This window comes from Bacteroidota bacterium (assembly GCA_039821555.1).
Taxonomy (GTDB): Bacteria; Bacteroidota; Rhodothermia; order Rhodothermales; family Rubricoccaceae; genus JBCBEX01.
The window spans coordinates 193204-214032 of the sequence record JBCBNX010000004.1; the positions used below are offsets into that span (position 1 = coordinate 193204).

General features: G+C 67.8%; 14 protein-coding genes. 5 read left to right on the forward strand and 9 right to left on the reverse strand.

Annotated elements, in window-relative coordinates; genetic code table 11:
- Positions 1–31 precede the first annotated feature (31 nt).
- Both AAFU51_06775 and AAFU51_06780 read right to left on the reverse strand, forming a co-directional pair.
- Positions 32–2428, reverse strand: coding sequence for an ABC transporter permease (locus tag AAFU51_06775; protein ID MEO1570956.1), 2397 nt, complete (start codon positions 2426–2428; stop codon positions 32–34).
- Between the two features lie 78 nt (positions 2429–2506).
- The gene (locus AAFU51_06780; protein MEO1570957.1) at positions 2507–3187 is read right to left on the reverse strand and encodes an ABC transporter ATP-binding protein; all 681 of its coding nucleotides are present in this window, start codon (positions 3185–3187) and stop codon (positions 2507–2509) included.
- A 364-nt stretch (positions 3188–3551) separates the two neighbouring features.
- Here AAFU51_06780 and AAFU51_06785 point away from each other — a divergent pair, with 364 nt between their 5' ends.
- On the forward strand, positions 3552–4874 hold the full coding sequence (locus AAFU51_06785; protein MEO1570958.1) for a trehalase family glycosidase: 1323 nt from the start codon (positions 3552–3554) through the stop codon (positions 4872–4874).
- A 10-nt stretch (positions 4875–4884) separates the two neighbouring features.
- Here AAFU51_06785 and AAFU51_06790 read toward each other — a convergent pair whose 3' ends face one another.
- From AAFU51_06790 to AAFU51_06805, 4 genes are all read right to left on the reverse strand, one after another.
- Positions 4885–5622 (reverse strand): prolyl oligopeptidase family serine peptidase, encoded by a 738-nt coding sequence (locus AAFU51_06790; protein ID MEO1570959.1) that lies wholly within the window; start codon positions 5620–5622, stop codon positions 4885–4887.
- A gap of 87 nt (positions 5623–5709) precedes the next feature.
- A complete protein-coding gene (locus AAFU51_06795; GenBank protein ID MEO1570960.1) occupies positions 5710–8151 on the reverse strand; it encodes an ABC transporter permease in 2442 nt (813 codons plus the stop codon).
- Positions 8152–8536: 385 nt separating this feature from the next.
- Positions 8537–10945 carry an ABC transporter permease gene (locus AAFU51_06800; protein MEO1570961.1) on the reverse strand — a complete coding sequence of 803 codons (2409 nt, stop codon included), beginning with the start codon at positions 10943–10945 and terminating at the stop codon, positions 8537–8539.
- Positions 10946–11087: 142 nt separating this feature from the next.
- Positions 11088–13451 (reverse strand): ABC transporter permease, encoded by a 2364-nt coding sequence (locus tag AAFU51_06805; GenBank protein ID MEO1570962.1) that lies wholly within the window; start codon positions 13449–13451, stop codon positions 11088–11090.
- A 218-nt stretch (positions 13452–13669) separates the two neighbouring features.
- On the opposite strand from AAFU51_06805, the gene AAFU51_06810 reads away from it, so the two are divergent.
- The 3 genes from AAFU51_06810 (at position 13670) to AAFU51_06820 (ending at position 15010) form a co-directional block, all read left to right on the forward strand.
- The gene (locus AAFU51_06810; GenBank protein MEO1570963.1) at positions 13670–14344 is read left to right on the forward strand and encodes a hypothetical protein; all 675 of its coding nucleotides are present in this window, start codon (positions 13670–13672) and stop codon (positions 14342–14344) included.
- Positions 14345–14463: 119 nt separating this feature from the next.
- Positions 14464–14676 (forward strand): DUF433 domain-containing protein, encoded by a 213-nt coding sequence (locus tag AAFU51_06815; protein ID MEO1570964.1) that lies wholly within the window; start codon positions 14464–14466, stop codon positions 14674–14676.
- Positions 14677–14800: 124 nt separating this feature from the next.
- Positions 14801–15010, forward strand: coding sequence for a hypothetical protein (locus tag AAFU51_06820; GenBank protein ID MEO1570965.1), 210 nt, complete (start codon positions 14801–14803; stop codon positions 15008–15010).
- Between the two features lie 6 nt (positions 15011–15016).
- On the opposite strand, the gene AAFU51_06825 is transcribed toward AAFU51_06820, so the two are convergent.
- The gene (locus tag AAFU51_06825; GenBank protein ID MEO1570966.1) at positions 15017–15856 is read right to left on the reverse strand and encodes a hypothetical protein; all 840 of its coding nucleotides are present in this window, start codon (positions 15854–15856) and stop codon (positions 15017–15019) included.
- A gap of 516 nt (positions 15857–16372) precedes the next feature.
- Here AAFU51_06825 and AAFU51_06830 point away from each other — a divergent pair.
- Positions 16373–17716, forward strand: coding sequence for a dipeptidase (locus AAFU51_06830; protein ID MEO1570967.1), 1344 nt, complete (start codon positions 16373–16375; stop codon positions 17714–17716).
- Between the two features lie 283 nt (positions 17717–17999).
- On the opposite strand, the gene AAFU51_06835 is transcribed toward AAFU51_06830, so the two are convergent.
- Together AAFU51_06835 and AAFU51_06840 are read right to left on the reverse strand one after the other, a co-directional pair.
- Complete coding sequence (locus tag AAFU51_06835) at positions 18000–20195, reverse strand: T9SS type A sorting domain-containing protein (protein MEO1570968.1); 2196 nt, start codon at positions 20193–20195, stop codon at positions 18000–18002.
- Positions 20196–20198: 3 nt separating this feature from the next.
- Positions 20199–20825: a hypothetical protein gene (locus tag AAFU51_06840; protein MEO1570969.1), complete on the reverse strand. Its 627-nt coding sequence runs from the start codon at positions 20823–20825 to the stop codon at positions 20199–20201.
- Positions 20826–20829 lie beyond the last annotated feature (4 nt).

The following is a 20829-nucleotide window of genomic DNA, read 5'->3' on the forward strand; positions in this document are numbered from 1 at the left end:
GACCTACGACCTGCAACGCTGCGCCAGCGGGCTACTCGGAGCGCAGCGAATCGACGGGGTTGGCAGTGGCGGCGCGCAGCGCCTGGACGCTGACGGTGGCGAGGGCAACCGTGACCGCGACGAGGCCAGCGAGCGCGACTGTGCTCACGCCGATCTCGGTGCGGTAGGCAAAGCCGTCGAGCCAGCGGCTCATGCCAAGCCAGGCCAGCGGCACGGCCAACGCGAAGCCGACGGCAACGAGCAGCGCCGTCTCGCGCGAGAGCAGCGCGACGAGGCCAGGCACGCGTGCACCGAGCACCTTGCGCACGCCGATCTCCTTGCGCCGCTGCTCTGCGGTGAAGCTTGCGAGCCCGAAGAGGCCCAGGCACGCTACGAGCACCGCCAGCAGCGAGAAGGCAAGAAAGAGCCGCCCCAGCCGCGCCTCGGCAGCGTATTGCGCCGCGAAGCCCTGGTCGGCAAACGTCACCTCCAGGAGGTGGTCGGGGAAGAACTGCGGCCACGTCTCCCGGAGTGACGCCAGCGCCGCGTCCGGGTCGCCCGCGTCCAGGCGCACGACCACGTGGTTGTAGTCGCTCGGGTCGATGGAGAACACCATCGGCTCGATCGCCTCGTGCAGCGTCGACATGTTGAAGTCCTTGACGATGCCGAGCAGCGGCCCGACGCCGTTGCTCCCGATGCGCATGCCGATGAGGTCGGCCATCGTGGAGGCGCGTCCTTCCGAAAGCTCGACGAGTTGCTGCGCTGCGGTCTCGTTGAGCACGAAGCCCGACGAGTCTGCGGGCCGCGCCCGGTCGAACGCGCGCCCATGCAGCATCTCGACGCCGACCGTCTCAAAGAAGCCATGTCCGACGGAGATCGTGCGCGTGGGCACCCAGCGGTCCACGGCATCGGGGTCGGCCACCTCGAAGAAGGTGCCGGTGCCGTCCAGCAGCTCGCTCGGGAAGGGCTCCGAGGACGCCGCAGCGTGCGCCACGCCGGGCTGGCTCTCCAGCGCGTCGATGAACGAGGTCAGCGACAGCTCGCCCGGCGTGCCCGCGGGCACCACCACCACGCGCTCCTGGTCGAAGCCGAGGCTCGTCGACTGGAGGAACTGAAGCTGGTTGTAGACGACGAGCGTGGCGAGGATGAGCCCCGCCGACACGACGAACTGGAAGACGACGAGGCCCTTGCGCAGGGTCGCGCCCTGGCGACTCGACCGGAACGCCCCGCGCAGGACCTGGGCAGGGCGGAAGCCAGCCAGGAACACAGCCGGGTAACTCCCTGCCAGCACGCCCGTCACGAGCGCGACGCCGAGGATGCCGCCGATCACGGGGAGGTCGAGCAAGCTCACGTCGAGCGGTCGCCCGGCGAAGACTTCGAACGCGGGCAGCACCGCCGCCACGAGCGCCACTGCGATCACGAGCGCCACCACGGTGAGCACCACCGACTCGGCGAGGAACTGCCCGACCAGTTGACTGCGCCGTGCGCCGATGGCCTTGCGCACGCCGACCTCCCGCGCCCGGTCGGCGCTGCGCGCCGTCGCCAGGTTCATGAAGTTGACGCACGCCACGAGCAGGATGAAGCCCGCGATCACGAGGAAGAGCGTCACGTAGGCGGCGTCGCTATTGGCCGCCAGCTCCATGTTGTGCGTCGAGTGGAGGTGGATGTCCACGACCGGCTGCGCCGTCAGCGTCGACCCGTTCCACTCGTCGCCGGGGAAGCGCTCGTCGATCAGCGTGGCGAGCTGCGCGTCGAAGTCGGCCGGCGCGGTGCCATCGGGCAGCCGGAGGTACACGTAGACGCCGTTGTTGTTGGTCGTGGGCGCGTCCTCCCACTGCGTTGCCGCTTGGAGCGTCGACCACGAGGCGATGACCTCGGCGTTGAAGTGCGTCTGCGCGGGCGTGTCGGCGGCGATGCCCGCCACAGTCGCGTCGATCTGGTTGTAGAGCCGGATGGTTTTGCCCAGCGGGTCGGCGTCGCCGAAGTAGCGCCGCGCGGCGCCCTCGCTCATAATGACCTGGTAGGGCTCGGCGAGCACGTCGGCGGTGCCCTCAACCATCTCAAAGCCGAACAACTCGAAGAACGAGGGCTCGGCCATGAAGAGGTCGTCCTCCTGGAACTGCACGGGCGTGCCGTCGGCCGGTTCATAGCCCACGCGTCCGCCCCAGTTGAGAAGCGGCGCCACGAGGAGGTCGGGGTAGGCGTCCTCAACCGCGCGCAGCATCGGCAGGTTGGTCGACGGGAGAGAGAAGCCGCCCCACGCGGTCTGGAGGCGGACCAGCCGCTCGGCGTCGGGGAGGTGGCGGTCGTAGCCGAGCTCGTCGCGGACGAAGAGCAGGATGAGCACGCAGCACGCCATCCCCACCGCCAGCCCGGCGATGTTGATGAAAGCATACCCGCGCCGCCGTCGCAACGTCCGCAGCGCGATGAGGAGGTAGTTCTGGATCATAGGTCGTGGGTCACGAGTCGTGGATCTGGGGTCGTGTGCAAGGCAGATCCTCGACACATGACCCTAGACTCCCGACCCCTACAGCTGCGCTTGCGTCTCGGGGACCACCTTGCCGTCGAGCAGGTGGATGGTGCGGTTGCCATACTCCGCGTTGCGCTCGGAGTGGGTCACCTGGATGATCGTCGTGCCCTCGGCGTTGAGCTGCGCAAACGTTTCCATGATCTGTTCGCCCTGCGCCGAGTTGAGGTTGCCCGTCGGCTCGTCGGCGAGGATGAGCGAGGGGCGGGCCACCACGGCGCGCGCGATGCCGACGAGCTGCTGCTGGCCGCCCGAGAGCTGGTGCGGGAAGAGCTTCTGCTTGGCGACGATACCGAACTTGTCGAGCATGGCCGCCACGCGCGCCTTGCGCTCGCCGCCCTTGACGCCCTGGTAGAGCAGCGGGGTCTCGATGTTTTCGTAGACCGTGAGCTCGTCGATGAGCTGGTAGTTCTGGAAGACGAAGCCGATGTGGCGCTTGTGAAGGTCGGTGCGCTTGCGCTCGTTCATCTTGTCGACGCGCTCGCCCGTGAACTCGTAGGTGCCGTCTGTGGCGCCGTCGAGCATGCCGAGGATGTAGAGGAGCGTCGACTTGCCGGAGCCGGACGGCCCCATGATGGTGACGAACTCGCCCTCGGCGATGTCGAGGTCGACGTGGCGGAGGACGTAGGTCTTGACGAAGCCGGAGGAGTAGTAGCGCTCGATGCCGCGAAGCTGGATCATGGTTGGGGCTGCAGTGGGTTGTTGGGACTCACGTCCCGCTTCGCAACCGGCACACCAAGCCCCCGGCGGGGGCCAAATCCCCCCGTTTCGCCCGAAGCGTCTCGTTCGACTGTGCGCCAGCGCACACCGCCTGCGCGCTTCTGGGGGCATCGTTTCGACCCACGCCCGCGCCCGCGCGTGCTCCACCGTATCGTCCCCATCGTTTTCGAGGGCGCGAGTAGCTTGCAAGTAGCTCCGCTCTGGCTGCGTGCCCCAGCAAGAGCCCACGGCCTCGCTGTGTCCACACATCTGAGGTTGTATCCATACATCAGAGGACGCCGAGCCGGAGCCGTATCGCTGTGCCTCGTCCTTCACCACCCGTGCCATGTCGCCCGCCGAAGTCGAACGTCTCGCCAACGACGCCGAGCGCGTTCTCCAGGGGAACTGGAAAGACGGATTCACCATCCCCACGGCCCGGCTCTATCCCTTCCAGTGGAACTGGGATTCCGGGTTCACGAGCCTCGGCCACAGCCATGTCCGGCTCGACTACGCGATCCGAGAGCTGGCGTCGCTATTCTCCGGCCAGTGGGAGAACGGTATGGTGCCGCACATCCTCTTCCACAGCGAAACCGAGGACACCTACTTCCCCAACCACGACTTCTGGGACGCGCACGTAAACGCAGGCGCGCCGCAGCGGCCGAAGACGTCGGGGATCACGCAGCCCGCCGTGCACGGCTTCGTCCTGGAGCACCTGCTGGAGAAGCACCCGAACGACGAGGACCTGATCGCGTTTGCGAAAGCGCTCGTCCCGAAGATCGTCCGCAGCCACCGCTTCTTCTACACGCACCGCGACCCGGAGCGCGAGGGGCTCGCCTTCATTTTCCACCCGTGGGAGTCGGGCCGCGACAACTCGCCCCTGTGGGACGCCTCCCTCGACCGCATCACGATCGAAGCGGGCATGCTGCCGACGTACGAGCGGCGGGACACGAGCCACGCCGCCTCTGAAGAGCGCCCCACGTCGGCCCAGTACGACCGGTTTGTCTACCTCTTGCTGCTCGGCAAGCGGCACCGCTACGACGAGGCGGGCATCTTCAAGGAGAGCCCGTTCCTGGTGCAGGACACGCTGATGAACGCGGTGCTCATCCGGTCGAACCAGAGCCTCATCGCCCTCGGGAAGCGGCTGGGGCTGGACGTGGGCGAGGTGGAGGAGTGGCAGCAGCAGGCCCTGCCGCGCTTCCGAGAGAAGCTGTGGAATCCGACCCTAAAGACGTTCACCTCCTACGACGTGCGCGGCTGCCACCCCATCGCCCACAACGAGATCGGCGGCCTGACGGCGCTCTACGCGGGCGTTCCCTCGGCGGAGCAGGCGCAGCACCTCAACGCGTACCTGCTGGACCTACACGACCGAGGGCACTATCTCTGCCCGAGCTTCGACGTGGATAGCCCGCTGTTCGACTCGAAGCGCTACTGGCGCGGTCCGATCTGGCCGCAGATGAACTGGCTCGTGCATGCCGGCCTGAAGCGCTACGGCTTCCTCGACACGGCCCAGCTCGTCCGGGACGACCTGATCGACCTGGTGAGCACACTGGGGTTCTACGAATACTTCGAGCCGCAGAAGTCCGTCGCCGCGACGCTGAGCACGGGCTACGGCGGTGGCGACTTTTCGTGGACGGCCGCCTGCACGCTCGATCTGTTGCGCGCGGGCTAGCCAGAGACGTCTACTCGCTCTCAGAGGTCGCACCCTCGCGGCGGTGGTCTAGCATCCATGCGTAGAACGCGGGGTCGGCGTACGTCGCCGTCCAGGCGTCGTGGGTGGCCTCGGGGTAGACGGTCAGCTTCACCTCGCCGCCCATGGCGTTGACGGCCCGGGCCATTTCAGCGGAGCGCTCCAGCGGTACGATGGGGTCAAGCGCGCCGTGGAACGCCCAGATCGGCGTCTGCGCAAAGGCCGGGGCGCGGAAAGGGAGGCCGCCGCCGCACACCGGGGCCGCCGCGGCGAAGCGGTCCGGGAAGTGCATCACGAGGTCCCACGTCGCGTAGCCGCCCATCGAGAGGCCCGTCACGTAGACCCGCGTCGGGTCGATGCGGTGCGTCGCCTCGATGTGGTCGAGCAGCGCGCCGAGCTCGCGGGCCTCCCAGCGCGGGCGGTCGGCGGGCAGCTGCGGCGCGACGAGCACGAACGGGAACGCACGGCCTTCGCGGACTTCCTTCAGGGGGCCATGGATCGCCACGCGGGACAGATCGTCCCCGCGCTCACCCGAGCCGTGGAGGAAGAGGACGAGCGGCCACGCCGCGTCGCTATCGTCGTAGCCGTCCGGCAGCACGAGCGCGTAGCTGAGCGCGACCGGCATCGTCGCCTCGAACGTGCTCGCCTCAAACGAAGGGTCGGGCGACTGGGCGAGTGCAGCGAGGGGCATGGCGATGAGGAGGGCGAGGCAGCCGAGACGCAAACGCATGGCACGGTGGAGCAGGAGACACGAAGCTCCATGATAGCCTACCCCGGCGCCCCGCGATCCCAGAGCCACGATGCCTACACGTGACGCCTATTCGTACCGCAGCGCTTTCACCGGATCCGTCGTCGCCGTGCGGATCGACTGGTAGCTCACCGTGAGCGCCGCCACGAGGAGCGCAGCCAGGCCCGCGCCGACGAAGGCCCACCACGGCATCGGCGTGGCGTAGGCGAAGCTCTGCAGCCACTGCCGCATCAGCAGGTAGGCGACCGGCATCGCCAGCAGCGCCGCGATCACGACGAGGCGCGTGAACTCACCCGCAAGCAGTTGCACGAGGCTCGGTACGGACGCGCCGAGCACCTTGCGCACGCCGATCTCTTTCGTTCGCTGCTGTGCGAGGAAGCTCGCCAGCCCGAAGAGCCCGAGGCACGCCACGAAGACGGCCAACAGCGTGAACGCGAGGAACACCTGCCCGAGCCGCCGCTCCTGCGCGTAGAACCGCTGGAAGTCTTCGTCGAGGAAGACGGAGCTGTAGGGATAACCGGGCTCGAAGGCCGTCCACGCCGTTTCGAGGTGGGCGAGCGTCGCCGGGAGGTCGTCCGGACGGACCTGCACGGCCACGTGTCGCGCGGCGTATGCGTCGAGGTCGAGCGCGAGCGGGCGGATGCGGGTGTGCAGCGACTCGAAGTGGAAGTCCTCCACCACGCCCACGACCGTTCGCACGACCAACGCATCGAGTTCGATCTGGCCCACCTGGCGCCCGAGGGCTTCCTCGACGGTCCAGCCGAACTCGCTCACGGCAGCCTCGTTGAGGAGCATCGCGCCGGTGGAGTCGGTCGGCTGCGCGGGGTCGAATGTCCGCCCGGCCACGAGCGCTACGCCGAGCGTTTCGAGGTAGTCGTGGCTGACGCGGCCCGCAGCGAGGACGTAGACGTCTTCCGGCGGTGCGTCGACGGGGCGGAACGAGGTCGTGTTGGCTGTCCGACCAGGTAAGAAGTCTGCGGCGGCGACCTCCTCGATGCCCGGGTGGGCGAGAAGCGTCTGGAGGAACGTATTGACGTCGCCGCGTGCCGCGTCGGAGATCACGGGCACCGTGACGACCTGGTCGCCCTGAAAGCCGAGCCGCGAGGACTGCATGTGCTGGAGTTGCTGATAGACCACGGCGGTCCCGATCAGCAGCGTCACCGACACGGCGAACTGTGCCACCACGAGTACGCTGCGCAGCCGCCCGCTCTTCGCGCCTCGGCTGACCTGTCCCTTCATCACCGTCACCGGTTCGAACGCCGAGAGCACAAACGCCGGGTACAGCCCCGCAAGCACGCCGCACACGAGCGCGATCCCGAGGAGCGCCGCGCTTAGCCCGACCGTACTGCCGGTCGTGAAGGCAAGCGTCTTGCCCGAGAGCGTCTCGAACAGCGGCAGTAGCAGCACGACGAGCAGTGCGCCCACGCCTGCCGCCGCGAGCGCCATGAGGACGGACTCGCCGAGGAACTGCCCGATGATGCGGCGTCGGTCGGAGCCGAGGACCTTGCGAAGTCCGACCTCGCGAGCGCGGTTGGCCGAGCGCGCCGTCGAGAGGTTGGTGAAGTTGATCCCGGCGAGCAGGAGGATGAACAGCGCCACGGCAGAGAGCGCGTAGACGTAGCGCACGTCGCTCGTGGGGCCGACCTGGCCGGTGCCGCGTGGCTGGAGGTAGAGGTCGGGGAGTGGCTGGAGGAAGTAGCCCCACTCGGTGCCCGCGGCGTCCGCCTCGTCCAGGGTGGTGCCCAGGAACAGCTCGACCTCGGGCGCGACGTATTGCTCGATCAGGCGCGGAAACGCCGCCTCGACGCGGGCCACGTCAGCGTCCTCGCGGAGCCGGATGTAGGTATACATGAAGTGCGACAGCCAGGTCGGCGTCATGTCGTCGAGGATGCTGACGAGCGACGCGACCACCTCAGCCTGGAGGATGCTGCTCGACGGGAAGTCCTCGACGATCGCGCCCACCGTGTAGTCCGTCTCCTGGTCGAGCCGCAGCGTCAGGCCGACAATCTCGCCGAGGCCGTCCCGCGTGCCGAAATGGCGTGCGGCGGCGGAGCGGGTGAGGACGAGGCTGTTGGGCTGCGCGAGCGCCGCCTTCGGGTCGCCCGCGAGGACGGGGTGGGGGAAGACCTCGAAGAAGGTCGAGTCGGCCCAGATGAGGCCGTCCTCGAAGAGGGGGCCGTTCCCACCCCGGTGCTCCATGAGCTGCCGCCGCGGGCCGAGGATGCGCGTGGCGATCTCGACCTCTGGCACATCCGTCATGAGCGTCGGCCCCATCGGAATGGCCGAGGTACCAGTCTCCAGGTCCTGTGCGCCCATCCGCGCGTCGAGGCCGACCTGGTAGATGCGGTCGGCGTCGGGGAAGTGCTGCTCGTAGCTGAGCTCGTCCTGCACGTAGAGGCCGATCAGCAGCGCCGCCGCGAGCCCGAGCGCGAGGCCGCCGACGTTGATAAACGAGTAGCCCGGCTGCTTGCGCAGCGTCCGGAAGGCGACGAGGACGTAGTTCTTGAACATGAGGCCGGGGCGAGGGTGGGGGCGTCGGTCGCGAGCCAGCGATTATGCCAACCCGCGCCCTCGTAGTTCAGCAAGCCCCGAACCAAGCCCTGAAGGATCGCCCTAGGGCAAAATCAGGCCAGGTGACTGTGCGGAATCGCACATCGGGTGCGCCCTTCGAGGCAGCTGTATCCCATGGACCAGATACCTCGGCATTCTCATGTCTCCCTATTCTCGCTCCGCTCAAACCGCAGGTTCACGCAGCAAATTGTCCCCCTCGCTGGCGAGGGGGACAGCTTGACCGCCGCCCCTGACATTCGACAGTGCGCGCGTCAAGCGGGGGGAGCCGCACCACCTCAGCGCTGATCCGACTCGCGACCCACGACTTGCAACCCCGCGCCGCAGTCTACTCGTGCCGCAGCGACGCTACCGGATCCGCCGTCGCCGCGCGGATCGCGTGGATGCTCACCGTCAGGAGCGCGACCATCGTGGCCAGCCCGCCTGCGAGGAGGAAGGGGCTCAGGCCGAGGTCGATGCGGTAGGCGAAGTGGTCGAGCCAGCGCTGCATCGCCCACCAGGCGAGCGGCGTGGCAATCACGAACGCGACGGCGACGAGCCGCGTGAACTCGCCGGAGAGCAGTGCGACGACGCTCGACACGGATGCCCCGAGCACCTTGCGCACGCCGATCTCTTTACGGCGGCGCTCGGCGGTGTAGGCCGCGAGCCCGAACAGGCCCAGGCAGGCAATCGCGATGGCGAGGCCTGCGAACAGCGCGAAGACGCGGCTGAGCCTCTCCTCTTGGCGATAGAGCTGATCGAAGGTGTCGTCGAGGAAGCGGTAGGTGAACGGCGTGCCAGCGACGAGCCCGTCGAGTTGGGCGCGGACGTGGTCGAGGGCGGCGGGGATGTCGTCGCGGACGCGCACGAGGAGGGCGCTGCCCATGCCGGGCCGCAGCGGGATCAGGAGCGGCTCGATCTCGCCATGCAGCGAGGCGAAGTGGAAGTCTTGCACCACGCCCACGATGGGGGCGCTGTACTGATGGCTGTCCCACACCAGCACCTCGCCGAGCGGGGCGTCGAGTCCGAGTTCGCGCACGGCGGCTTCATTGAGGAGCCACGCCGTCGTGTCGGCAGGCGCGGCGCCGTCGGTCCCGCCCGTCGAGAAGTCGCGCCCGGCCACGAGCGTGAGGCCGAGCGTCTCCGCGTAGCCCGCGTCGACGCCCCAGGCAAGGCGGACCCCCGTGGCATTGTCGGGCGTGTCGGCGTCGCGGCGGATGTTGTCCATCGGGTAGCGCGAGCCTGGCGCCACCACCGCCATCGAGGCGTGCTCGATGCTGGCGTGCTGCTCGATGCGCTGCATGAAGCCGTCGAGGTCGCGCCCGGCGAAATGGGCGGCAGACCCGCTGAGGGTAACCTCGGCCACGCGCTCTTTGTCGAACCCGAGCGCCTTCGTGCGGACGTGCTGGAGCTGCTGGAACACCGTCACCGTGCCCACGAGCATGAAGACCGACAGCGCGAACTGCACCACCACCAGGCTGCGGCGCAACCGGTTGGCCTCGCGGCCGGACGCCTTGCCCCAGAGCGCCTTCGTCGGACGGAAGCCAGACAGGTGCCACGCCGGATACCACCCCGCGAGTAGCCCTGTCGCGAGCGCAAGCGCGCTCAGCCCCCCGATTACTGCAGGCGTGACGACGACCGCCAGCGTGAAGGCCTTGCCCGTCAGCCCATTCAGCACGGGCAGCGCGAGGGCGATGAGTCCAAACGCGAGCACGAGCGCTACGACGCTGATGAGCACGGCCTCGCCGAGAAACTGCGCGGCCAACTGCACGCGCGTCGAGCCGAGCGACTTGCGGACGCCGACCTCGCGCATCCGCGACGCACTCCGCGCCGTCGTCAGGTTCACGAAGTTGACGATGGCGAGCACCAGCACGAAGAGCGCCACGAGCAGGAAGACCGTCACGTAAAGCGCGTCGCCGTTGGGGGCGTACTCCTTCTCCAGCGCCGAGTGCAGGTGGATGTCGGCGAGCGGCTGGAGCGGCAGCGTGATGAGAGTGCTCGCTGGCTCGCCCGACATCGCGCCGTAGAAGGTGTCGACGAAGCCGGGCAGCTTGGCCGCGACGGCCTCCGTCTCCACGCCCGGTCGGAGGAGGAGGTAGGTGTAGAACGCCGACCATCCAATGGCTTGGTCGAGGTTGATCCCGCTGTTGCTGTAGAACGTCGCCATCGAGATGGCATAGTCGAACGCGAGGTGCGTGGTCGCGGGGAGGTCGGCGGTGACGCCGGTCACGGTGAGGTCGTCCCCGCCCGGCCAGCCGACGGTCTGGCCCATCGGGTCGGCGTCGCCGAAGAGCTTGCGGGCGAACGATGCAGTGAGGACTACCGTCTGCGGCTGCGCGAGGGCCTGCGTCGGATCGCCCTGGAGAAGCGGGTGCGAGAAGACCTGGAGCAGCGTCGAGTCGGCATAGACGCCGCCGCCCGCCTGGAAACGATCACCGTCCACGACGACGGTCTGGGACGCGTTCACCGGATAGAACCGCGTCACGGCCTCGATCTCGGGGATGGCCTCCTCCAGCGCGGCCCCGACCGGGGGACCGATGGGGGCCCAGTGTCGTCGGTCGTCGGTGGTCTGGAGCGTGACGCGCGCGATGCGGTCGGCGCGCTCGTGGTGGCGGTCGTAGCTGCGCTCGTCCTCGATGTAGAGCCCGATCAGCACGCAGCACGCCAGCCCAATGGCGAGCCCGACGACGTTGAGCGCCGCATACCCGCGCTCCTTGCGCAGCGTCCGGAGGGCAACGAGGAGGTAGTTCTTGAGCATGGGGCCGTGATTCGCTGTTCCCAGAGTAAGTGTCGGAGGAGGGCGCGCTGCCGAGCGCTGGCTCTCCTGCCAAAATCCGGGACCAAGGACGAATCATACGGGACGAGGGACCCCGCAAAAACTGCTAATCGTGCCCCTGGTCCTACTCGTGCCGGATCGCCCGGATCGGATCGGCCATGGCGGCGCGGAGAGCCTGCGTGCCGACCGTGGCGACGGCGATGGCGAGCAGCAGGCCGCCCGCGATGAGGAACGGGATCGGGCCGAGGCCGACCTGGTACGCGAAGCCGTCGAGCCAGCCGGAGAGCAGCCACCACGCCAGCGGCACCGCCAGCGCAAACGCCACCGCGACGAGCACCACGAAGTCGCGCGTGAGCAGCCCGATGAGGCCCTGCACCGACGCGCCGAGCACCTTGCGGATGCCGACCTCGCGGCGGCGCTGCTCGGCGGTGAAGCTCGCCAGCCCGAAGAGCCCGAGGCACGCCACGAAGATGGCGAGGCCCGCGAAGATGGCCGCGATGTTGCCGAGGCGCTCCTCGTTGCGGTACTGCCGGTCGTAGATGTCGTCAAGGAAGCGGAGGCTCATCGGGCGGTGCGGGGCTACGGCGGTGTAGGCCGCGCTGACATGGTCGAGCGCAGGGCTTGGGTCGCCCGGCGCGAGGCGCACGACGAGGTGGTAAAGGTCGCGCGGCTGGTGCCACGCCACCATCGGCTCGACAGCGTCGTGCAGGGACGCGTAGTGGAAGTCGGCGAACACGCCCACGACCTCGCCCTCGCGCCCATCGACCCGAAGCCGCTGCCCGAGCGCCTCCTGCGGCGTCCACGCGAAGGCCTTCAGGAACTCCTCGTTGATCGCAAACTGATAGTTCGTCGAATCCGGCGCCGGTGCATCGGCGAGCGTCCGGCCCGCAAGCATCGTCACGCCGAGCGTTTCGAGGATGTCCTGCTCGGCAGGCATGCCCTTGGCGAGCATCGGGTCGTCCTCAGGGGTGCCGGGGCCCCAGACGCCGGAGGTCCAGCCGAGCTGGCCCGGCACCTGGTTGAGCGCCGCGGCGGCCTCGATGCCAGGGTGCTGGAGGAGTTGCTCCTGCAGCGCCGCCTGCTGCTCGCGGAGGTCGCGGTCGTTGATGGGCACCGTCACGAGCCGCTCCTTGTCGAAGCCGAGCGCCTGCGTGCTCATGTAGCGCAGTTGGGCCAGCACCACGAGCGTCCCGACGATGAGCAGCGCCGAGGCCGCGAACTGGAACACCACGAGGCCCCGGCGGAGCCACGCCGCACCGCCGCGCTTCATCGCCTGCCCGCGTAGCACCGCGACGGGTTCGGGCCGCGAGAGGTAGAGCGCCGGGTAGCTGCCCGCCACGAGCGTCACCACCACGAAGACGCCCGCGATGAGCGCGAGGACCGGCGGCGCGCCGAGGTCGGCGACCGTGAAGCTCGTCTCTGCGATCGTGTTGAACGTTGGCAGCGCGAGCCCCACCAGGACGACGGCTCCGGCCAGGCCCACCGCCGCCAGCAGCGCCGATTCGCCGTAGAACTGCCCCAACAGCTGCCCCCGCTGCGCGCCGAGCGACTTCCGCAGGCCGACCTCCTTCGCGCGCCGCGCCGACCGCGCCGTGGCGAGGTTCATGTAGTTGATGCACGCGATGAGCAAGATCAGCGCCGCCACGATGCCGAAGCCGATCACGTAGGTGATGCTGCCGGTCGTGCCCATCTCGTAGCGCAGGTCCGAGTGCAGGTGGATGTCGAGCATCGGCTGCAGGCGGAACGGGCGCGGGTCGTCGCCCAGGGCCGTGCGGCGGGCGAGGAGGTCCGGGATCTTGGCCGAGACAGCCTCGGCGGCGGCGGTGTCGGTGAAACGGACGTAGGTGTAGAAGTTGGCCGAGCCCCAGATCTCGTTCTCGGCGAAGTAGGTCCGCGTGGCGAACGACGCGAGGAAGTTGAAGTCGTAGTGCGACGCCTCGGGCACGTCCGCCACGATGCCTGTCACCTCGAACTCGCGGCTGTTGTCGAGCAGGAGCGTCTGCCCCATCGGGTCGGCGTCGCCGAAGTACTTTGCCGCCATCGACTCGGTGAGCACGACCGTCCCGGCGCGGTTGAGCGCGGTCGCGGGGTCGCCCACCAGCAGCGGGTGCGTGAACACGTCGAAGAAGGTCGAGTCCACGTAGAAGAAGCCGCGCTCGTCGGCCACCGTCTCGCCGACGCGGACCACGCCGCCCCACGCCGCCACGCGTGTCGCGGCCACCACCTCCGGCATCTCGCGCGTCAAGAGCGGCGCGATGATGTTGGGCGTGACGGCGATGTCCGGCCCGTCGTCCGGCGCTACGAGCGCAGCGCGGTAGATGGCGTCGGCGTCCTCGTGGTGGCGGTCGTAGGACAACTCGTGGCGGACGTAGAGCAGCAGCAGCAGGCAGCACGCGAGCCCGAGCGCCAGCCCGAGGATGTTGATAAACGCGTAGCCGCGCTGCCGCGCCAGGTTTCGCAGCGCGATAAGGATGTAGTTCCTGAGCATGGCGGGCCGGGGCTTATGGACCCGTCCCGTTCGCAACCGGCGCTCCAACCGCCTCCGGGCCTCGATTCGTCCGGTGAGCCTCGTTCAAGTGTGCGTGAGCGCACAGGGGACGGGCGCTTCGGGCGGAGAGGAGACAAGACGGTTTACAAGTGAACACCTGCTTTCTGGCAGTCGTAGCATTGCTAACCTCGTTACTGTAGCATTACTACTCAAACTCAATGATTCAAGGAGAATCCAGGTTGGTTGATTGGCAGGATCAATGGAATTACGAGCCTGAAGGATTTGTCCTTGGTGTGCTCGTTCTTCAAGGTGATCAATCGGAGGAGTCCGAAGGAGCAGACTATTACTCATCCATCGCTGCTAGGGCGAAACAGCTTACAGATGCGGATGCCTCGTTTGCGACATACATCGACCCTGGAGTTGGTGCTAGCGGCTACGGCGTTGGGTTACTGCTCGAATTTCTCGACGTGGGAGCGGATGTTATCGCATGGGGAACTGCGGCGATGGCGCTCGCGCCTAGATTGAAGAAGCTCATTGCCGAGCTAAAGGCACGTCCTGATGTCTCATCAGTGCAGTTGCTACCTGACGCGCTGCAGGTTCTCGTGGTCGCTGAGGTTATCGGTCGCAGTGGAGTTAGTGCTCGTGAAATAGAGATCATGCATCGTCAGGTATTTGAAGGTCCGGCGGGCGAGCCGCGCATTGAGTTGAAACAGCTAGACTCATGTACTGTCTTTGTTCTGAGCCATGAGAAAGATTACTACCGCCAGATATGGACCTACGTGGTTACGTCATCGGGCCGAGTAATCAGTGATTCGCTTGTTGAGTTGCCATACTATCCAGTTTCCCTCTGGAAGGAAGAGGTTATTGAGAAACGTATGCTGAATGGTCTTTGACTGTCTAGCATCAAGTTGTCAAGTAAGCCAACACAGGCTCCTCTGACATCTTCAATATGTCGACGGTGGATCGAAGGGGTCGATGCTGTGTTTCAGCCTCAACCAACCCGTGTAGCACGATGCGCCTCGACCAAATCGTCTCTCGTGATCCTGATGTTGTCAGCGGTGCGCTCGTCTTCAAAGGGACGCGCGTGCCCGTCCAGACGCTCATCGACTACCTCAAGTCGGGCGAGACGCTGGATCGCTTCCTCGATGGCTTCCCAACGGTGACGCGCGCACAGGCCGAAGCCTATCTCGAACTCACGCTGGGTGAAGCGGAGGCACATGCCTGAGTCGCCCTCACGCCACGTGCTCCTGGACGAGAACGTAGACCGTTAACTGGCCGCGCTCTTTGACCGTGACCTCACCGTGGTGACGGTTCGGGAGCGAGGATGGGATGGGTTGAAGAACGGGACCTTGCTCCGAAGCGCCGCGGCCGAGTTTGACGTGTTCGTGACGATGGACCGAAACCTCCCGTATCAGCAGAACCTGAACGCCCTGGAACTCGCGGTTGTCGTCATCCGGTCGGTCAGCAATGCCTTTGTGGACGTGGCTCCGCTGATGCCCAAGGTGAACGAGGCAGTCCGTACGGCTCAGCCTGGCGCGGCGACTCTCGTGTCTCGGTAGCAGGCTTCACCACACCAGCGCCAGGCCGACGACACCGTTGACGATGCGCGCGGTGGTGCGCCCGCTCACGGTCCAGCGCAGGTCGCCGTTGAGTTGCCAGCGCTCCGAGAGCACGACCGTCACGCCGGGGCCGAGCGTGAGGAAGCCCTGCTCCGGCGGCAGGCCAAGCTGCGAGAAGTCCTCGATCTCGTTCGACGTGCTCTCGGTGAGATCGCCGCGCGCGCGCAGGAGGAATGCCTCCGTCACGAAGTACCCTGCTTCCAGCACCGCGAGGATCTCGTCCTCGATGAGGCCGCCGCGCTGCCGGTAGCCCACGCTGCCGCCGACGTAGGCGGGCGTTGGCCAGAGCGAGAGGCCGAACTGGACCTCGGCGAGGAGGTCGGCCTCGCCCGAGCCGAGCGGGGGGGAGTCCTCGGCATCATAGCCGGTGGGAAAGCGCACGCCCACCTGCGGCGAGACGACCAGCGGACCGATCTGCGGGAAGGAGTACCGAAGCTGAAGCGTCACGTCCGAGAGTCCGCCGTTGACGAATTCACCGTCCATGTTCTCAGCCACAGAACTGCGCAGGAACGTCGAGCCGATGAGCGTGAGGCTGCTCGTCAGGCCGACCTCGGCGTAGGCGTAGACGGCGAACTCAGAGTACGTCTCCGGGTTGTCCTCCGAGCCGAGCGGGCCGAGGTTGCGGTCCCCGTCGAAGCCGCGATCAGCCCCGGCGAGACCTAGGCCTAGTTGGACGTAGCCGTTGCCTTGCCCGCGCGGCCACTGTGCCTGCGCCTCGGTCGGGAGAAGTAGGAGGGTCAGCAGCAATGCCGCCACAGAGAGAACGAGAGCAGGACGAGCGGACATGGGACGCTGGAGGAAGGGCGAGGCGAGGACAGGCTGAGGGCCGAACTGGGCCGAGGGAGAATGGCGAGGGCATGGACTACGCCACGTCCGACATCCTTTCGTGCGGCACGCGGCGGAAGCGGAGAGCAACGTGAACGCGGCACCCCGGCATGGGATATCACGCGGAGATCACACGTGGCTAACATCTTGCGAACCACGGTAGGCCGAGACTCTAATGCGCGTGCCACCTTCTTCGCTAGTACGGCTCCCCCTGCTTGTACGCCTGCGACGGCGCACAAGCTGTCCCCCTCGTCCCCGAGGGGGACAGTCCGAGGAGAGGAGCGAACGAACGTGAGCGGAGACGACGCAGGACGGGGGGAGGCGGACCAGGCACCATCCTTTGTGGCTGTTGCGCGGGTTCCCGCAAGGCCATCGCGGGTCCCAGCAAGGCCATCAGAGACGACAGATAGGCCGCACAGTCTCGTCGCGTGCCTATGTTGTCCGCCTCACTTCCGCCGCTACTGCCTGCCCGTCCCGATGCCTGCCCTGTTTCGCCTCGCCGTGTTCTTCGTTGCGCTCACCGTCAGCGCCTGCGCGACAGCCCAACCTAGCCCTGACGCGGCTGCGGACGATACCGTAGCAGGCGATACAGCGGCAGACGCAACCGCCGCGCTTGTCGCCGAGGTGCTCGACGCGGTGCCGCTCGTGGACGGGCACAACGACCTCCCGTGGGCCATCCGCCGCGCGTGGCCGTGCGACGAGGACCCGGCGCGCTGCGCCCAGCCCAACCCGCCGGGCAATGTCGGCGCCTACAACCTGCGTGCGACGACGCCGGGCCACACCGACCTCGCCCGGCTCGAAGCGGGCCGCGTGGGCATCCAGTTCTGGTCGGTCTATATCCCGTTCTCGACCGCCGAGGCGGGCACGGCCGCCGTGACCCAACTCGAACAGATCGACATCGCCAAGCGGGTGTTTGCGCGCTACCCGGACGTGTTCGCCGAGACGCCCACCGCCGACGAAGCCGTGGCCGCGTGGCAGGACGGCAAGATCGCGTCCGTGCTCGGCATGGAGGGCGGGCACGCCATCGAGAACTCGCTCGGCGCGCTGCGCATGTTCTACGACCTCGGCGTGCGCTACATGACGCTCACCCACTCCGGCACCATCGACTGGGCGGACTCGGCCACGGACGAACCGCAGCACGACGGCCTGAACGCCTTTGGCGAGGAGGTCGTCCGCGAAATGAACCGTCTCGGCATGCTGGTCGACCTCTCGCACGTCTCGCCCGCCGCCATGCACGACGCGCTCGACGTCACCGAGGCGCCGGTCATGTTCTCGCACTCGTCGGCGCGCGGCGTCACCGACCACGTCCGCAACGTCCCCGACGACGTGCTCGAACGCTTGCCCGAGAACGGGGGCGTTGTGATGGTCACCTTCGTCCCGTCGTTCGTCAACACGGAAGTTCAGCGCTGGTGGGAAGCCCGCTCGGCGCTCATGGACGAGGCCCGCGCCGACTCAGCCTCCGCCGACGAGCTTATCGCCCGGCTGAGCGCCTGGGCCGAGGCCAACCCCGCTCCCAAATCCTCGCTCGCCGACGTGGCCGACCACATCGAGCACGTCCGGGATATCGCGGGCATTGACCACGTCGGTATCGGCGGTGACTACGACGGCATCAGCACGGTGCCCGTCGGGCTGGAAGACGTGTCGACCTACCCGGCGCTCCTCGAAGAGCTCGCCCGGCGCGGTTGGACGGCCAAGGATCTCCGCAAGCTCGTCGGCGAGAACGCCCTCCGGGTCTGGCGCGAGGCCGAGGCGGTCGCCGCTCGCGTACAAGCCGAGCGCCCGCCCTCGTCGGCGCTGCTCACGGAGGACGGTGCGGAGTGAGCTGGTGCGCGGCAATAGTTGCGGTGGATCTCACCAGCACCGGATAGTCGCAGCCGACGGGCTCCCCTCGCTTCGGTACGCCTGAACGGCGGCCAAAGCTGTCCCCCTCAGGCCTGAGGGGGACAGTCCGAGGAGCGAAGGCGACGCAGGACCGGGGGAGACGAGCCTGGCAACTTGCACACAAGTGCTCATCAGGGTAGCAGTCAAGCCGTCTCGCTCACGCACGAGGGGCCGGTTTCAGAGACTGTTGTGTCGAGCATGGGGCATACTGCCCGATGCTCACCTAGCGTACCACGGTGAGCCGGGTCGTGGCCTCCTCGTCGCCAGCGCGCAGCCGGACGAAGTAGGACCCCGCCGCGAGCCGGTCCGTCCGCAGCCGCAGCGTCACGTAGCCCGCCGGCTGCTCGCCCTCAGCCAGCAGCGCCACGCGCCGTCCGAGCACGTCGAGCACCTCCACGCGAATCGGGCCGGCCTCCGGAAGCGCAATCTCCAGCGTCGTCTCGGTGGTTGCTGGGTTGGGGTAGGGGCCGTCGAGCGCGAAGACGAGCGGGAGGTCGGCCTCGCTGCTCACGACCACGCCGTCGCCCGCGATCACGAACTCGCTGAAGGCGGTGATGCCGCGGCCGACGAGCGCGCCGTCGTCGGGGTCGACGCTGGTCGCGACCTCCTCGAACGCGCCGGTGCCCGCGTCGGGGCGGCGGTAGATCGTGACGCGCGCGGGGTCGGCGAGGCTGGCGAAGGCATCGGGATCAAAGCGCACCGAGGCGCTCTCGAACGCGAGCCCGTCGGTCGCCGAGATCACCCAGCGATACGGCGCGATTGTCTCATTGGGAAGCCCCTCGGTGTTCTCGGGCGGGGCGGCCTCGAAGAAGACGCTGAGGTCGCCGGGGGTGGAGATGTTATCGAAGGCGACGTCGAGGCCCGTCGGGGCGAAGAACGAGACGAGGTCGGTGTCGAGGCGGATGGGCTGCGCCGTTGCGGAGGCGGAGCCGTCAGCCCGGGCGGCCCCCCCGTTGTCGCTCACGGCGAGGCGCTCCTGAACGAGCAGCCGGAGCGCGCCGAGCAGGCGCGGCGCGTCGGTTACCCCGATGCGTTCCTGGACGAGCAACTGCAGCGCGGCGAGGACGCGGGGTGCATCCGTGACCCCGATGCGTTCCTGCACGAGCAGCGAGAGCGTCGGTAGGTCGGGTCCCTCGATGGCGTGGACGTACGCCGCGCCAGGCTCTTGGTTGCCCACCGCGGCGAAGATGGCCCCGCTCACGGCAAACCCATCTGTGATGGCGACGGCCGTACCGAAGCGCTCGCCGTCGTCGCCCCCCGAGCCGCGCAGCTTACTCGCCTGTTCCCAGGTCCCGCTGGTCTCCGCGAAGACATAGGCGGAGCCTGCCCCGAACGTGCCGTCAATGACATCGTCGGGCGCGCCGACTAGGGCCGTTCCCTCCTCCAGCGCCACGCTGGCACCGAACTCAATCTGGCGAGACGAGGACAGCTCGGCCCGGTCGATGTCGCCGGGCGTGAGCCGCTGGCGCAGGCTCCAGCTTCCTCCCGCGTTGCGTCCGAAGACGTAGGCGGCCCCGGAGGCGAACGCGCCGAGCCCGGGATACGTCACGCCCTGGCCGTTCGCGCCCACGAGGGCCACGTCCCCGTCCAGCGCGACGGCCTCGCCGAACTGCTTGTTGTTGCCGGCCACGGTCGGGTCGGGCGACTCGACCTCGGCGACCTCGGTCCACACGGTGCCCGCTCGCTCATAGACGTAGGCCCGCCCGTTCGATCCGGCGCCGCCCGCGCCGATCAGCGCGCGGTCGCCGTCCAGTGCGAGCGCATCGCCGAAGAAGGCGCGGCCCTCGGCCTCGGAGCGTGTGAGGGTCGCTGAGACCGTCCATGCCCCGTTCGGCTGGCGGTCGAAGACGTAGACCGTTCCCCCTTCGTAGTTGGTGGCGGGATCGCTGAGCCGCTTCGCCGTCACCAGCATCCGGTCGCCGTCGAGCGCGACGGCGTCGCCGAACTCGCCGAAGGCCAGCGGGGACGGGTCGCGGAGCTTGGCGACCTCGACCCAGGTCCCACTCGGGTTTCGCTCGTAGACGTAGACCGCGCCCGCCTGCCGCGTATCGTCTAGGTCGTCGCCTCGGGCACCAACTGCGAGCCGGGTACCGTCCAGCGCGAGCGCTGCCCCGAACCGCTCGCGTTCGTTGAAGCGCCCCGCATCGAAATCCGTGGGGACGATGCGCTGCCTCTGGGCCCACGAGCCGTCCGCCAGGCGCTCGAAGAGGGTCACCGCACCGGGCTCTTTGGTGCCTTCCTCAGCACCCGGCGCACCGACGGCCGCGAAGGACCCGTCTACAGCGACGGCCCGCCCAAAGTCGACACCGAAGTCCACGTCCGGCGATGGTAGAATGGCGTCCGGGGCGCGCTGCGCAGAGGCCAGCGGCGTGGTCACGCTGAGGAGCAGCCCGACCACCAAAAGGGAGATCCTGCGCATGGCCTAGTAGTCGAACGAGAGCTCGAACGTCACGTCTACGGACTGCCCCTCGGCCACCGCCAGGGGGGTGTCCAGCACGCGGGCGGTGAAGACGGAGCCGAACGACTCCGCGCCGGACTGAAGGTTGGACCGGGTCTCCACGGTGCACGGCTCGGCGACGTTGTACAGGCAGCTGCCCACCCGGGAACCCACGAAGTTGATGTCCACGTCACGGACGGCGGAGATCGTACCGGAGAACCGCGCCAAGACGAAATCGCTGCCGTCCGCCTCCGTCAACTTCTCAATGGTAAGCTCAGAGGTTTCTGGGTCTCCAGAGAGCGGGTCCTCGGGCTCAATGATGAGGCAGTTGACGAACGCCCCACTGCTATCCCTGCACGGCTTTTCGTTCAACTGGCTGTTGCCGACCTCCAGCACGAGCGTCGCGAGCCGGTTGCGCTTCGTGAACAGGTTGATGAGCAGGTTTGCGCCGTTGCGGGTCAGGTCGTTCGTGAACTCCACGGACTCGTCGAGGCTGCCGTCGGCGTTGTAGACGCTGAGCGACCAGGTGCCGCGAACGTGGATGCCCTCGTCCTGGGCGAGGGCAGGGCCTGCGAGCAGGAGCGTGGCGAGCAGGAGGGCAAAGGCTTTCATAGTC

Bases quoted from the DNA above. Each gene is read 5' to 3' on its own strand.
- AAFU51_06775 (MEO1570956.1), bottom strand. From the start codon at position 2,428: ATGATCCAGAACTACCTCCTCATCGCGCTGCGGACGTTGCGACGGCGG.
- AAFU51_06780 (MEO1570957.1), bottom strand. From the start codon at position 3,187: ATGATCCAGCTTCGCGGCATCGAGCGCTACTACTCCTCCGGCTTCGTC.
- AAFU51_06785 (MEO1570958.1), top strand. From the start codon at position 3,552: ATGTCGCCCGCCGAAGTCGAACGTCTCGCCAACGACGCCGAGCGCGTT.
- AAFU51_06790 (MEO1570959.1), bottom strand. From the start codon at position 5,622: ATGCGTTTGCGTCTCGGCTGCCTCGCCCTCCTCATCGCCATGCCCCTC.
- AAFU51_06795 (MEO1570960.1), bottom strand. From the start codon at position 8,151: ATGTTCAAGAACTACGTCCTCGTCGCCTTCCGGACGCTGCGCAAGCAG.
- AAFU51_06800 (MEO1570961.1), bottom strand. From the start codon at position 10,945: ATGCTCAAGAACTACCTCCTCGTTGCCCTCCGGACGCTGCGCAAGGAG.
- AAFU51_06805 (MEO1570962.1), bottom strand. From the start codon at position 13,451: ATGCTCAGGAACTACATCCTTATCGCGCTGCGAAACCTGGCGCGGCAG.
- AAFU51_06810 (MEO1570963.1), top strand. From the start codon at position 13,670: ATGATTCAAGGAGAATCCAGGTTGGTTGATTGGCAGGATCAATGGAAT.
- AAFU51_06815 (MEO1570964.1), top strand. From the start codon at position 14,464: ATGCGCCTCGACCAAATCGTCTCTCGTGATCCTGATGTTGTCAGCGGT.
- AAFU51_06825 (MEO1570966.1), bottom strand. From the start codon at position 15,856: ATGTCCGCTCGTCCTGCTCTCGTTCTCTCTGTGGCGGCATTGCTGCTG.
- AAFU51_06830 (MEO1570967.1), top strand. From the start codon at position 16,373: ATGCCTGCCCTGTTTCGCCTCGCCGTGTTCTTCGTTGCGCTCACCGTC.
- AAFU51_06835 (MEO1570968.1), bottom strand. From the start codon at position 20,195: ATGCGCAGGATCTCCCTTTTGGTGGTCGGGCTGCTCCTCAGCGTGACC.
- AAFU51_06840 (MEO1570969.1), bottom strand. From the start codon at position 20,825: ATGAAAGCCTTTGCCCTCCTGCTCGCCACGCTCCTGCTCGCAGGCCCT.